This window comes from Micromonospora sp. WMMD723, from assembly GCF_049863385.1.
Taxonomy (GTDB): domain Bacteria; phylum Actinomycetota; class Actinomycetes; order Mycobacteriales; family Micromonosporaceae; genus Micromonospora; species Micromonospora wenchangensis.
On the sequence record NZ_JBMKNR010000001.1, the window covers coordinates 3768791 to 3782278 of the forward strand.

Below are 13488 nucleotides of genomic sequence, written 5' to 3' on the forward strand. Positions count from 1 at the left end.
CGAGGGGGCCGATGAGATGGCGGGGGACGGCGTGACAACAAGCCGGTCGCGGGCGGCGAAGAACGGCGCGGTGACCGGGCTCAAGGTGCAGCGGGTCTGGACGACCGAGGGCGTGCACCCGTACGACGAGGTGGCGTGGGAGCGCCGCGACGTCGTCATGACCAACTGGCGCGACGGCTCGATCAACTTCGAGCAGCGCGGGGTGGAGTTCCCCGAGTCCTGGAGCGTCAACGCGGCCAACATCGTGACCACCAAGTACTTCCGGGGCGCGGTGGGGACCCCGCAGCGCGAGTGGTCGCTCAAGCAGCTCATCGACCGGGTGGTCAGCACCTACCGGACCGCCGGTGAGCAGCACGGCTACTTCGCCGCTCCCGGCGACGCCGAGGTCTTCGCGCACGAGCTGACCTGGATGCTGCTGCACCAGGTGTTCAGCTTCAACTCGCCGGTCTGGTTCAACGTCGGCACGCCGTCGCCGCAGCAGGTCAGCGCCTGCTTCATCCTCTCGGTCGACGACTCGATGGACTCCATCCTTGACTGGTACAAGGAGGAGGGGCGGATCTTCCAGGGCGGCTCCGGCGCCGGGGTCAACCTCTCCCGTATCCGGTCCTCGAAGGAACTGCTCTCCTCCGGCGGCACCGCCTCCGGCCCGGTCAGCTTCATGCGCGGCGCGGACGCCTCCGCCGGCACCATCAAGTCCGGCGGCGCCACCCGGCGCGCGGCCAAGATGGTCATCCTCGACGTGGACCACCCGGACATCGAGGAGTTCGTGGCGACCAAGGCGCGGGAGGAGGACAAGATCCGCGCGCTGCGGGACGCCGGCTTCGACATGGACCTGGGCGGTGCCGACATCGTCAGCGTCCAGTACCAGAACGCCAACAACTCCGTCCGGGTTTCCGACGAGTTCATGTCGGCGGTGGAGAACAACGGCCACTTCGACCTGCGCGGCCGGCTCGACGGGCAGACCATCGAGACGATCGACGCCAAGAAGCTGTTCCGCACCATCTCCCAGGCCGCCTGGGAGTGCGCCGACCCCGGCCTGCAGTACGACGACACCATCAACGACTGGCACACCTGCCCGGAAACCGGCCGGATCACCGCGTCGAACCCGTGCTCGGAGTACCTGCACCTGGACAACTCCTCGTGCAACCTGGCCTCGCTCAACCTGATGAAGTTCCTCCGCGCCGACGGCGGCTTCGAGGTGGAGAAGTTCGTCAGGTCGGTCGAGTTCGTCATCACCGCGATGGACATCTCGATCTGCTTCGCCGACTTCCCGACCGAGAAGATCGGCGAGACCACCCGTGCCTACCGGCAGCTGGGCATCGGCTACGCCAACCTCGGCGCGCTGCTGATGGCCTCCGGCCTGCCGTACGACTCGGAGCAGGGCCGGTCGGTGGCCGCGGCGATCACCTCGCTGATGACCGGCACGGCGTACCGCCGTTCGGCCGAGCTGGCCGGCATCGTCGGCGCGTACGACGGCTACGCCCGTAACGCCGAGCCGCACAAGCGGGTCATGCGCAAGCACGCCGCCGCCAACGACGCCATCAAGCCGGCCGGCACCGTGGCCACCGCGATCCAGCGCGAGGCCACCCGGCAGTGGACCGAGGGCAACAAGGTCGGCGACCGCAACGGCTGGCGCAACGCGCAGGCCAGCGTGCTCGCCCCGACCGGCACCATCGGCCTGATGATGGACTGCGACACCACGGGCGTCGAGCCCGACCTGGCGCTGGTGAAGTTCAAGAAGCTGGTCGGTGGCGGCTCGATGCAGATCGTCAACCAGACCGTGCCGCGCGCCCTGCGCAGCCTCGGCTACCCGGAGGAGCAGGTCGAGGCGATCGTCGAGCACATCGCCGACCACGGACACGTGGTGGACGCCCCCGGCCTCAAGCCGGAGCACTACCCGGTCTTCGACTGCGCGATGGGCGAGCGGTCGATCGCCCCGATGGGGCACGTGCGGATGATGGCGGCCGTCCAGCCGTTCATCTCCGGGGCCATCTCCAAGACGGTCAACATGCCGGAGCAGGCCACCGTCGCCGACGTCGAGAAGATCTACTTCGAGGGCTGGAAGCTCGGCCTGAAGGCGCTGGCGATCTACCGGGACAACTGCAAGGTGGGCCAGCCGCTGTCGGTGGCCAAGCCCGGCAAGGGCGCGGCCGAGACGGCGACTCCGGCCGCCGAGGTCGAGAAGACCGTGGAGAAGGTCGTCGAGTACCGCCCGGTGCGCAAGCGGCTGCCGAAGAAGCGCCCCTCGCAGACGGTCTCCTTCTCGGTCGGCGGCGCGGAGGGCTACCTCACCGCCTCGTCCTACCCGGACGACGGCCTCGGCGAGGTCTTCCTCAAGATGTCCAAGCAGGGCTCCACCCTGGCCGGGGTGATGGACGCCTTCTCGGTGGCGATCTCCATCGGCCTGCAGTACGGCGTCCCGCTGGAGACGTACGTCAGCAAGTTCACCAACATGCGCTTCGAGCCGGCGGGCATGACCGACGACCCGGACGTGCGGATGGCCGCCTCGGTGATGGACTACATCTTCCGTCGCCTGGCGCTGGACTTCCTGCCCTACGAGCGCCGTGCCGAGCTGGGCATCTTCACCGCCAAGGAGCGGGCCGCGCAGTTGCGGGCCGAGGCCGACGCGGAGGCCGCCGGCGCGGACCTGACGGCGATGGCGTCCTCCGCCCCGGTCGAGACGACCGAGCCGAAGACCGGCCCGGTGGCCCAGCCGGCCCAGGAGCTGGCCGAGGTGGCCGCCGTCAAGCCGGCGCCCGCCGTGGGTTCCTCCACCGAGCTGCTGGAGGCCGTGATCGGCAAGGCCGCCGACGCGCCGCTCTGCTTCACCTGCGGTACGAAGATGCGCCCGGCCGGTAGCTGCTACGTCTGCGAGGGCTGCGGCTCCACCAGCGGTTGCAGCTGACGTACGCGTCGCACGGAGGGCCGGCACCCGACGGGTGTCGGCCCTCCCGCGTCCCGTCCCCATGATCGACCCCGGTGGGGCGAGGTAGCGGCATCGGTCCCACCCGGACACCGCCACCTCGCTCCCGTTGCGCGGATCACGCCGACGGCGGCGCACCGGGGGCCGCGCCGGACGGGCGCGGCGGGGATGATCGGGGCATGACCACCGCCGACCGGTACGTCGAGTTCGCCACCCGGGAGGCGCACGGCGTCTCCCCGGCCTACGAACGGCTGGCCCACGCGGTCGCCCGCGACGACGAGCTGCTCGCCCTGCTGGACGGCCTGCCGCCGGCCAAGCGGCAGCCGCAACTGCTCCTCGGCGTGGTCCGCTGGCTCGGTGGCCCGGTCGACGACCCGGCCGCCTTCCGCGCCCACACCCTGGCGCACTGGCCCGCCGTCCGGGCCGCGATGCTCACCCGGGCGGTGCAGACCAACGAGGCCGGCCGTTGCGCGGCGCTGCTGCCGGTGCTGGCCGCCCTGCCGCAGCCACTGGCGCTGCTGGAGATCGGTGCGTCCGCCGGCCTCTGCCTCTACCCCGACCGGTACGCCTACCGCTACGGCGAACACCTGCTCGGCGCCGGCGACCCGGTCCTCGACTGCACGCTGACCGGGACCGGGCCGCCGACCACCCGTCCCGAGGTGGTGTGGCGGGCCGGCCTCGACCTGAACCCGCTCGACGTCACCGACCCGGCCGACGTGGGTTGGCTCGACGCGTTGATCTGGCCGGAGCACACCCATCGCAGGGCCCGGTTGCGGGCGGCAGCGGCGGTGGCCGCCGCCGACCCACCGGAACTGGTGCGGGGCGACCTGGTGGACGACCTGCCGGCGCTGGCCGCGCGGGCACCGGCCGGCGCGACGCTGGTGGTCCTGCACACCTCCGTGCTCTACCAGGTGCCGCCGCCACGCCGGGAGGCCTTCGTCGCACTGGCCGCCGCCCTGCCCGGCCACCGGGTGTCCGCCGAGGCGGCCGACGTGCTCGGCTGGGACGTGGACGCGCTGCAGCCCCCGCCCGACGGGACGCTGCACAACGTGCTCGCCCTCGACGGGACGCCGCTGGCCTGGATGCGTTCGCACGGCCAGGAGGCGCACTGGTTCGGCTGACCCCGGGCGACCGGGCGACCGGGCGGCCAGTTGGCTGGGCGGCCAGTCGGTCAGTCGGCCAGTCGGCCAGTCGGCCAGGCGGCCAGGCGGTCGAGCGTCGGGTGACCGGCCCGATCCGGCGGGGACGTGACGCGGGCCATGACGTTCCGTGAGTGTTACGGGACCGCGGATGAGATCGATCATCATTAGGCTGAGGTGCCGACGACTCCGGTGAGGTGTCATGGCGAAGCCGTCGCTGCCCCGTCCCGCCCTGCTCAGCCGCGCCCGGTCGACACCGTCGGTCCGGTGGATCGCCGCCGGCGTCGCTCCGCTCGGCTGGGGCCTGCTGGTCGGCTGGTGGACCCCGCGTGGTCCCGGCACCAGTGCCGAGGCCCTGACGTCGATCCTGGTCAGCCTGGCGGTCGGCGGGCTCGCCGGCTGGGCGGGCCGGTCCCGTGGGGCGATGTTCGCGGCTCCGGTGCTCTTCGCGCTCGCCGTCGAGCTGGTCCGCTGGCCGCTGCGGGGGCCGACCGTCGACGCCCCGCACCTGAGCGGTTTCGGTGTCGGCGCGCTGCTGCTGGGCCGGGGCGTACACGGACTGCTGTCCCTGCTGCCGTTGCTGGTCGGCGCGGCGTACGGGGCGGGCCTGGCGCGACGGGCCGCCCCGACGGCGGGTCGCCGTCCGGTGTGGACCTGGCTGGGGCGGGCCGGGGCGGGCCTGCTCACCGCGGTGGTCGCCCTGGTGACGGTCGCGGTGGCGCTGCCGGCCGCGACGGCCGCCGTACCGGGTGGGATCGCCGAGCTGACCACGGTGCGCGGCGGTGGCGACCGGGAGCTGGGGGTGCTGCTGCGGGGCGCCGACCGGCAGGCCCCGGTGCTGATCTTCCTGCCCGGCGGGCCGGGCAGCTCCGAGGTGGGGGCGGTCCGGCGGCACCTCGCCGGGCTGGAGCGGCAGTTCGTGGTGGCCACCGTGGACCGGCGGGGCGCGGCACGGTCGTGGGCGGCGTTCGCGCCCTCCTCGTCGTTGACCCTCGACAGCGAGGTCGCCGATCTGCTCGCCGTCGCCGACCGGCTGCGGCAGCGCTTCGGCCGACCGGACGTCTACCTGGTGGCGCACTCCGGGGGGACGCTGGTCGCCGCCGTCGCCGTGCAGCGCCGGCCGGAGCTGTTCCGGGCCTACGTCGGGGTCGGGCAGGCGGTCGACCTACGGGAAGCCGACCGCAGTCAGTACACCGACACCGTCGCCTGGGCGGGCCGTACCGGACGGGCCGATCTGGTGCGGCAGCTGACCGGGCTGGGGCCGCCGCCGTATCCGGACATGTACCACTACGAGCCGCTGCTGGCCAACGAGGCCGCCGCCTTCGACTTCGACCGTACCGGCAACCACGAGGGCCGGGGCGGGACGGGGGAGAACCTCGGCGTCGCCGAGTACACCCTGCTGGAGAAGGCGCACGTGCTCGGCGGCGGTCTGGACGGCTGGGACGTGCTCTACCCGAAGGTCCAGCAGGTCGACCTGCGTGTCCGGGTGCGGCAGCTCGCGGTGCCTGTCTACCTGGTCGACGGCGCGCACGAGGTGCCGGGCCGGTTGACCCTGACCAGCCAGTGGTACGCCCAACTCGACGCCCCGCACAAGGAGCACCTGGTGCTGGACGCCGCCGGTCACCGCTCGCTCTACCAACGGCCCGGCCCGTTCGTCGACCTGCTGACCCGGGTCCGCGCCGAGACCGCCGGCCCGGGGCGGTGAACCCGCCCGGTCCGTAGACTCCTCGTGGTGAGTGGCGAACGACGTCCGCTGGCGGACCGGCCGCTGACCGAGCCGCACCCGTCCCGGCTGCCGCCGGAGCACCCCGACCGGGCACGGATCCTGACCGCACACGCCGCTGCGCTCGCCGCCGGGGACGCCGGCTATCCCGACCCGGCCACCGGCCTGTTCGTCCTCACCGCCGGTTTCCTGGCCCGGCGCGGCACCTGCTGCGGGCGTGGCTGCCGGCACTGCCCGTACGTCAACGACTAGCGCACCGCCGTCGGCTCCACTGCGGACCCTGCGCGACCTGACCCGGTCCGGACAGGAGGGGCGGGTCTTCCGTCCGGCAACCCCAACCCGTACGGTTTCCGACGGACACCGGCGGGTTTCCCGCCGACGATCACGGAGGTGTGCCCGTGCACGGGCGGATCTGGCTGGCCGGCGTGGGCGTGCTGCTGACCACGGGCTGTGGTGCGTCGGAGGTCGAGCCGGTGCCGCTGCCGACCGGGGAACCGGCCACCGTGCAGGTGGGGGCCGCCTCGTCAGGTGGGGCGTGCCGGCTGCTCGACTTCGCGGTCATCGAGGAACACACCGGGGCCCGCTTCGACGTGGCCGCCGCCAGCGAGCGCGGTGACACCCGCACCTGCGTGGTGCGGGCCACCGACGCCACCTGGCCGGAGCTGACCCTGACGGTCACCGACACCTCGATCGACGTGCCGACCTTCACCGCCGACGTGCTGCCCGCCGGGGCCAAGAAGGTGTCGGAACTGGGCCAGGCCGCCTACCGCCGGACCGGCGCGAAGACCGCGAAGCGTGGCCCGACGGCCGAGGTGGGCTGGCTCGCCACCGAGGACCGGCTGGCCACGCTCCGCTGGACCTGCCGACCGGACGAGGACCGGGCGACCGCCGGCGAGGTCGCCGGCCACCTCGCCGACCTGGCCAGGACGCTCGACACCAGGTCGTTGTGACGGCCGGTCGCGGTGACGGCCGGTCACGGTGACGGCCGGGCTGCCGCCGGGGCGGTCAGTGGGCGGCGACGAAGACCCGCGAGGCGACCTCGCGGGGCAGCCGGACCCGTTCGCCGGAGCGGTCGATGAACACCCCGTCGCGTTCCTGGGCGACGGTGACCGTGGCACCCGGGTCCACCCCGGCGGCGTGCAGTTGCCGCAGCACGTCGGCGTCGGTCTGTACGCTCTCGCAGATCCGCCGGACCACCACCTGCCCGGTCAGCCCCGGGAAGGCGAGGTTGCGTTCACCCTCGACCGGCTCGCTGGCCCCGGCCTGCGGCGGACCCAGCTCCTCAAGCCCCGGGATCGGGTTGCCGTACGGCGAGCGGGTGGGACGGTTGAGCAGGTCGTACACCCGCTTCTCCACCGCGTCGCTCATCACGTGCTCCCACCGGCAGGCCTCCTCGTGGGCCTCCTCGTAGGGCATCCCGATCACGTTGACCAGCAGCAGCTCGGCCAGCCGGTGCTTGCGCATCACCGACACGGCGCTGCCCCGGCCCAGCTCGGTGAGCGCCAGGTGCCGGTCGCCCTCGACGGTGAGCAGCCCGTCGCGTTCCATCCGGGCCACGGTCTGGCTGACGGTCGGCCCGCTCTGCCGTAACCGCTCGGCGATCCGGGCACGCAACGGCGGCACGCCCTCCTCTTCGAGTTCGAGGATGGTGCGCAGGTACATCTCGGTCGTGTCGACCAGGTCATGCTTCACGTCAGCGGCCTCCCGGTGGTCGATGCTACCCCGGCGCGCGAAGATCGACCTGCGCCGAAACGCGAGGTCGCTGCACCGATGGTGTTGACTGGACGTCATGTCCGGTACCGATGACCCCCTGATCGAGCCGGACCGGCTCGCCGCCGAGCTGGCCCGGCCCGACGCACCGACCCTGCTGGACGTCCGCTGGCGGCTGGCCGGCCCGCCGGGCCGGGACGACTACGTCGCCGGGCACCTGCCCGGCGCAGTCTTCGTCGACCTGGACGCCGACCTGTGCGGTCCGCCCGGCGCGGCGGGCCGGCACCCGCTGCCCGACCCGGCCGCCCTCCAGGCCGCGCTGCGGGCCGCCGGTGTGCGTACCGGTCACCCCGTGGTGGTGTACGACGGCGGCGACGGCCTGGCCGCCGCCCGCGCCTGGTGGACGCTGCGCTGGGCGGGGCACCGGCCGGTCCGGGTGCTGGCGGGCGGCTGGCCGGCCTGGTGTGCCGCCGGACTGCCGCAGACGGTCGAGGTGCCCACCGTCACGCCCGGTGACGTGACCGTCCGGCCGGGCGCGCTGCCGGTGCTGGACGCCGACGCGGCGGCGGCCCTCGCGGCGGCCGACGACGGGGTGCTGATCGACGTGCGGGCCGCGCCCCGCTACCGGGGCGAGACCGAGCCGATCGACCCGGTCGCCGGACACGTGCCGGGCGCGGTCAACCTGCCCGCCCCCGGGTACGTCACCGAGGGACGCTACCCGGCGGCCGACGTGCTGCGGGACCGGTTCGCCGCGGTCGGGGTGCGCGCCGACGGCCCGGTGGGGGCGTACTGCGGGTCCGGGGTGACCGCCGCGCAGGCGGTGCTGGCCCTGCACCTGGCGGGGCGGCCGGACGCCGCGCTCTATGTCGGATCGTGGAGCGGATGGGTCGCCGACTCGTCCCGCCCGGTGGCGACCGGCCCGACACCCGGCGGCTGACCTGCACGTGTAGTGGGCGGGCGGTGACCGTCGTGCGACGATGGCCCCATGTCGGACGACACGCTGGTGGTGTGGGACGAGTCCCTGCTCGACTACGACATGGGGGAGCATCCGCTGGACCCGGTCCGGGTCGAGCTGACCGTGGCGCTGGCCCGGGAGTTGGGCGTGCTCGACCGGCCCGGCGTGCGGCTGGTGGAGCCCGAGCCGGCCGACGACGCGACGCTGACCCGGGTGCACCGGCCCGACTATCTGGACGCGGTCCGGGCCGCGCCGCGCGATCCGCTCTTCGCCGGGTACGGACTGGGCACCTCGGACAATCCGGTCTTCGCCGGGATGCACGAGTCCAGCGCGCTGATCGCGGGGGCGAGCGTGACCGCCGCCGAGGCGGTCTGGCGGGGCGAGGCCCGCCGCGCGGTCAACGTGGCCGGTGGGCTGCACCACGCGATGCCCGACCGGGCCGCCGGGTTCTGCGTCTACAACGACCCGGCGGTGGCCATCGCCCGCCTGCTCGACCTCGGTGCCGAGCGGGTCGCCTACGTCGACGTGGACGTGCACCACGGCGACGGCGTGCAGGAGGTCTTCTACCACGACCCCCGGGTGCTGACGGTGAGCCTGCACGAGACCCCGCTCGCGCTCTTCCCCGGCACCGGGTTCCCCGACGAGACCGGTGGGCCGGGGGCGCAGGGCAGCGCGGTCAACGTGCCGCTTCCGCCGGGCACCGACGACGCCGGGTGGCAGCGGGCCTTCCACGCGGTCGTGCCGTCGGTGCTGCGCGCGTTCCGGCCGCAGATCCTGGTCACCCAGTGCGGGGCCGACGGGCACCGGATGGACCCGCTGGCCGACCTGCACCTGTCGGTGGACGGGCAGCGCGCCACCTACCTGGCGTTGCGGGCCCTCGCCGACGAGTTGTGCGACGGCCGCTGGGTGGCCACCGGCGGCGGCGGGTACGCCCTGGTGGAGGTGGTCCCCCGGGCCTGGACGCACCTGCTGGCGGTGGCCACCGGTGACCCGCTCGACCCGGCCACCCTCACCCCGCCCGGCTGGCGCACGCTGGCCGCCCACCGGCGACCCGGCCATGACGTGCCGCTGCGGATGACCGACGACGTCGACCCGGAACACCGGCCGTGGCAGCCGACCGGGGAGCCGAACTCGGTGGACCGGGCCGTGGCGGCCACCCGCAAGGCGGTGTTCCCGCTGCTCGGGCTGGACCCGTACGACCCGCGCGACTGAGCCGGGAACCTGGGGAGGGACCGGTGACCACTGTCGACCAACCGGTGGACGTGCTGCTCAGCGACGGCAGCACCGTCGGACTGCGACCGATCCGGCCGCAGGACGCCCCGGAGATCGTCGCCATGCACGGGCGGTTCTCGGAACGCACCCGCTACCTGCGCTACTTCTCGCCGTACCCGCGCATCCCGGAACGGGACCTGCACCGCTTCGTCACCGTCGACCACCGGGACCGGGAGGCGTTCGTGGTGCTGGCCGGCGACCGGATCGTTGCCGTCGGCCGGTACGAGCGGCTCGGGCCGGCGGCCCCCGAGGCCGAGGTGGCGTTCGTGGTGGAGGACGCCTACCAGGGCCGGGGGATCGGTTCGGTGCTGCTGGAGCACCTGGCCGACGCCGCCCGCCGGGCCGGCATCGCGCACTTCGTCGCCGAGGTGCTGCCCACCAACGGGGCGATGCTGCGGGTCTTCGCCGACTTCGGCTACCAGGTGCAACGCCAGTTCGCCGACGGGGTGGTGCACCTGACCTTCCCGATCGCGCCGACCGAGGCGACCCTGGCGGTGCAGCGTGGCCGGGAACACCGCACCGAGGCGCGGTCCATCGCCCGGCTGCTCGCCCCACGCGGGGTGGCCGTCTACGGGGCCAGCGCCACCGGTCAGGGCGTCGGCGCGGCGCTGCTCGGGCACCTGCGTGACGGCGGCTACCCGGGGGCGATCGTGCCGGTGCACCCGGGGGCGCGCACGGTGGCGGGGCTGCCCGCGTACCCGTCGGCGGCCGACGCGGGGGTGGCGGTCGACCTCGCGGTCGTCGCGGTGCCCCCCGAGGCGGCGGCCGGGGTGGTGGCCGACGCCGCCGCGGCCGGCGCGCACGGCCTGGTGGTCATCTCCGCCGGCTTCGCCGAGGCCGGGCCGGCGGGCGCGGCCGCCCAGCGGTCCCTGGTCCGGGCGGCGCACGCCGCCGGCATGCGGGTCGTCGGCCCGAACTGTCTGGGGGTGGCGAACACCGACGAGCGGGTACGCCTCAACGCCACCCTGGCCCCGGTGCTGCCGGCCCCCGGCCGGGTGGGTTTCTTCAGCCAGTCCGGCGCGTTCGGGGTGGCGCTGCTGGCCGAGGCGCAGCGGCGCGGGCTGGGCCTGTCGAGTTTCGTGTCGGCCGGCAACCGGGCCGACGTGTCCGGCAACGACCTGCTCCAGTACTGGCAGGACGACCCGGGCACCGACGTGATCCTGCTCTATCTGGAGACCTTCGGCAATCCGCGTAAGTTCGCCCGGCTGGCCCGCCGGATCGGCCGGGCCAAGCCGGTGGTGGCGCTGGCCTCGCTGGCCCGACCGGCCGGCCCGGCGTTGGACGAGGCGGCCGTCAGCGCGCTGTTCGCCCAGTCCGGGGTGATCCGGGTGGACACCGTCGCCGAACTGCTCGACGTCGGGGTGCTGCTGGCCCACCAGCCGCTGCCCGCCGGGGACCGGGTCGCGGTGGTGGGCAACTCGTCGGCGCTGACCGGGCTGGCCGCCGCCGCCTGCGTCGGGCAGGGCCTCACCGTCGCCGACGGCTACCCGCTCGACGTCGGCCCGCACGCCGGCGTCGCCGAGTTCACCGCCGCGCTGGCCGGGGCCGCCGCCGACGACCGGGTGGACGCGCTGGTGGCGGTCTTCGCCCCGCCGCTGCCGGGGCAGCTCACCGTCGAGGAGGCGGACGTCACCGCCGCCCTGCCGGCGACGCTGGCCGCCGGGAAGCCGACCGTGGCGACGTTCCTCGCCGGGCGGGTGCCGGCGGGGCTGCCCGCGTACCCGAGCGTGGAGGAGGCGGTACGGGCGCTGGGCCGGGTCGGCCGGTACGCCGGGTGGCTGCGGCGGGACCCGGGCACGGTGCCGGAGCTGACCGGGGTGGACCGGGCGGCCGGGCGGGCCGCGTTGCGCGGTGACACCGCCGACCCGGTGGCGCTGCTCGCCGCGTACGGCGTCGAGGTGGTCGGGTCGGTGCCCGCCGGCAGCGTCGACGAGGCGCTCGCCGCCGCCGACCGCTGCGGGTGGCCGGTGGCGTTGAAGGCCGCCGCGCCCGGCCTGCGGCACCGCCTCGACCTGGGTGCCGTCCGCCTCGACCTGGCCGACCCGGTAGCCCTGCGCCGGGCGTACGCGGACCTGGCGGCCGGTTTCGGCGCGCAGGTGCTGGTGCAGCCGATGGTGCCGCCCGGGGTGGCCTGCGTGGTGGAGCTGCGGGAGGACCCGGCGTTCGGGCCGGTGGTCGGTTTCGGGCTGGGGGGCGTTGCCACCGAACTGCTCGGCGACCGGGCCTGGCGGGCGGTGCCGTTGACCGACCGGGACGCGGCCGAACTGGTCGACGAGCCCCGGGCGTCGCCGCTGCTGCGCGGGCACCGGGGAGCCGCCCCGGTGGACCGGGCGGCCCTGGTCGACCTACTGCTGCGGGTGGGACGGCTGGCCGACGAGCAGCCCCGGGTGCGGACGCTCACCCTCAACCCGGTGCTGGCCCGCCCGGACGGCATCGCGGTGCTGCACGCGGCGGTGGGGGTCGGCACGGCCGGGGCGCGCCCCGACACCGGCCCGCGCCGGCTCTGACCGGGGGTGCCGCCGGCCGGTCACCGCGGAAGGAGGCAGGCCCCCGGCGAACCGCCGGGGGCCTGACCGCGAACCGTCCCGCTCAGCAGGCGTACGCCTCCAGCCGCTGCGCCCGCTCCGGGTCACGCAGCTTGAGCAGGGTGACCTTCTCGATCTGCCGGATGCGCTCCCGGGACAGGCCGAACTCCTTGCCCACCTCGTCGAGGGTGCGCTGCCGGCCGTCGTCGAGGCCGAACCGGAGCCGGATCACCGCCTGCTCCCGCTGGGAGAGGGTGGCGAGCACGATGCGTACCTCGTTGCGCAGTTCGCCGTTGGCGGCGGCGTCACCCGGCTCGGTGCGCGGGTCCACCGAGGCGACGAAGTCACCCAGGGCGCTCTCGCCGTCCTCGCCGACGGCCTGGTCGAGGCTGACCGGCTCCCGGTCGTACGAGATCAGCTCGATGACCTGGAACTCGGGGATCTCCATCGCCCGCGCCACCTCGGACACGATCGGCTCGCGGCCCAGCGTGACCGACAGCTCCCGGCGGACCCGGACCATCCGGTTGACCTGCTCGACCATGTGCACCGGGATGCGGATCGTGCGGGCCTGGTCGGCCATCGCCCGGGTGATCGCCTGCCGGATCCACCAGGTGGCGTACGTGGAGAACTTGTAGCCCTTCGCGTAGTCGAACTTCTCGACCGCGCGGATCAGGCCAAGGTTGCCCTCCTGGATGAGGTCGAGGAAGGCCATCCCCCGCCCGGTGTAGCGCTTGGCGATGCTGACCACCAGCCGCAGGTTCGCCTCCAGCAGGTGGTCCTTGGCGGCGCGTCCCTCCCGGGCGATCAGCGCGAGGTCGGCGTGCAGGTCGCCGGAGACGGGGGTGCACGTCGACAGCTTCTCCTCGGCGAACAGCCCGGCCTCGATCCGCCTGGCCAGCTCCACCTCCTGGGCCGCGGTGAGCAGCTTGGTCCGGCCGATGCCGTTGAGGTAGGCCCGGACCAGGTCGGTGGAGACCCCGCGCTCGTCGGTGGCGTCGAGGTCGGTGAGGGCTTCGGTGCCGTGCTCGGCGTCGATGGTGGTGGCCGGGCGCGTCTTGTTATCGATCATCTGCAGGGCCATCTCTGTGTCTCCCCGTGTCCGCTTTCGTGTCGCGTACCGACGCCATCGGCCCCGGTGACGAACAGCTTTCCAACCGGGACGTGAAACGGGGGTGAGGTGATCGGGGAACCGACACCAATCCGGTCGGGTACGGGGGGCCGTCGCGGGTCTTGCCAGGTCC

10 protein-coding genes are annotated in these 13488 nt (G+C 74.2%); 8 read left to right on the forward strand and 2 right to left on the reverse strand.

What is annotated here, in order from left to right:
* Positions 1-16: 16 nt before the first annotated feature.
* The 5 genes from ACN261_RS17020 (at position 17) to ACN261_RS17040 (ending at position 6735) form a co-directional block, all read left to right on the forward strand.
* Positions 17-2905 (forward strand): vitamin B12-dependent ribonucleotide reductase, encoded by a 2889-nt coding sequence (locus tag ACN261_RS17020; protein ID WP_425851017.1) that lies wholly within the window; start codon positions 17-19, stop codon positions 2903-2905.
* Positions 2906-3102: 197 nt separating this feature from the next.
* A complete protein-coding gene (locus tag ACN261_RS17025) occupies positions 3103-4044 on the forward strand; it encodes a DUF2332 family protein (RefSeq protein ID WP_425851018.1) in 942 nt (313 codons plus the stop codon).
* Positions 4045-4264: 220 nt separating this feature from the next.
* Positions 4265-5767, forward strand: a complete 1503-nt coding sequence (locus tag ACN261_RS17030; protein WP_425851020.1) for an alpha/beta fold hydrolase — start codon at positions 4265-4267, stop codon at positions 5765-5767.
* Between the two features lie 27 nt (positions 5768-5794).
* Positions 5795-6037, forward strand: coding sequence for a DUF5522 domain-containing protein (locus ACN261_RS17035; protein WP_425851021.1), 243 nt, complete (start codon positions 5795-5797; stop codon positions 6035-6037).
* Between the two features lie 146 nt (positions 6038-6183).
* On the forward strand, positions 6184-6735 hold the full coding sequence (locus tag ACN261_RS17040; RefSeq protein WP_421486344.1) for a hypothetical protein: 552 nt from the start codon (positions 6184-6186) through the stop codon (positions 6733-6735).
* A 55-nt stretch (positions 6736-6790) separates the two neighbouring features.
* Here the strand turns inward: ACN261_RS17040 and ACN261_RS17045 are convergent, their stop codons facing one another.
* A complete protein-coding gene (locus ACN261_RS17045; protein ID WP_088646456.1) occupies positions 6791-7477 on the reverse strand; it encodes a metal-dependent transcriptional regulator in 687 nt (228 codons plus the stop codon).
* A gap of 97 nt (positions 7478-7574) precedes the next feature.
* Here ACN261_RS17045 and ACN261_RS17050 point away from each other — a divergent pair, with 97 nt between their 5' ends.
* Genes ACN261_RS17050 through ACN261_RS17060 form a run of 3 tightly spaced genes read left to right on the forward strand, consistent with a single transcriptional unit; the run spans position 7575 to position 12229 of the window.
* On the forward strand, positions 7575-8432 hold the full coding sequence (locus ACN261_RS17050) for a sulfurtransferase (protein WP_421486346.1): 858 nt from the start codon (positions 7575-7577) through the stop codon (positions 8430-8432).
* Positions 8433-8480: 48 nt separating this feature from the next.
* The gene (locus tag ACN261_RS17055; protein WP_425851024.1) at positions 8481-9662 is read left to right on the forward strand and encodes an acetoin utilization protein AcuC; all 1182 of its coding nucleotides are present in this window, start codon (positions 8481-8483) and stop codon (positions 9660-9662) included.
* A 23-nt stretch (positions 9663-9685) separates the two neighbouring features.
* Positions 9686-12229: a GNAT family N-acetyltransferase gene (locus ACN261_RS17060; protein WP_421486348.1), complete on the forward strand. Its 2544-nt coding sequence runs from the start codon at positions 9686-9688 to the stop codon at positions 12227-12229.
* 82 nt (positions 12230-12311) lie between these two features.
* Here the strand turns inward: ACN261_RS17060 and sigB are convergent, their stop codons facing one another.
* A complete protein-coding gene (gene sigB / locus ACN261_RS17065) occupies positions 12312-13328 on the reverse strand; it encodes an RNA polymerase sigma factor SigB (protein WP_377687505.1) in 1017 nt (338 codons plus the stop codon).
* Positions 13329-13488: the final 160 nt, after the last annotated feature.

What these genes read in the sequence shown, in the direction of transcription:
- ACN261_RS17020 (WP_425851017.1), top strand. Translation starts at nt 17, where the DNA reads ATGGCGGGGGACGGCGTGACAACAAGCCGGTCGCGGGCGGCGAAGAAC.
- ACN261_RS17050 (WP_421486346.1), top strand. Translation starts at nt 7,575, where the DNA reads ATGTCCGGTACCGATGACCCCCTGATCGAGCCGGACCGGCTCGCCGCC.
- ACN261_RS17030 (WP_425851020.1), top strand. Translation starts at nt 4,265, where the DNA reads ATGGCGAAGCCGTCGCTGCCCCGTCCCGCCCTGCTCAGCCGCGCCCGG.
- ACN261_RS17025 (WP_425851018.1), top strand. Translation starts at nt 3,103, where the DNA reads ATGACCACCGCCGACCGGTACGTCGAGTTCGCCACCCGGGAGGCGCAC.
- sigB (WP_377687505.1), bottom strand. Translation starts at nt 13,328, where the DNA reads ATGGCCCTGCAGATGATCGATAACAAGACGCGCCCGGCCACCACCATC.
- ACN261_RS17055 (WP_425851024.1), top strand. Translation starts at nt 8,481, where the DNA reads ATGTCGGACGACACGCTGGTGGTGTGGGACGAGTCCCTGCTCGACTAC.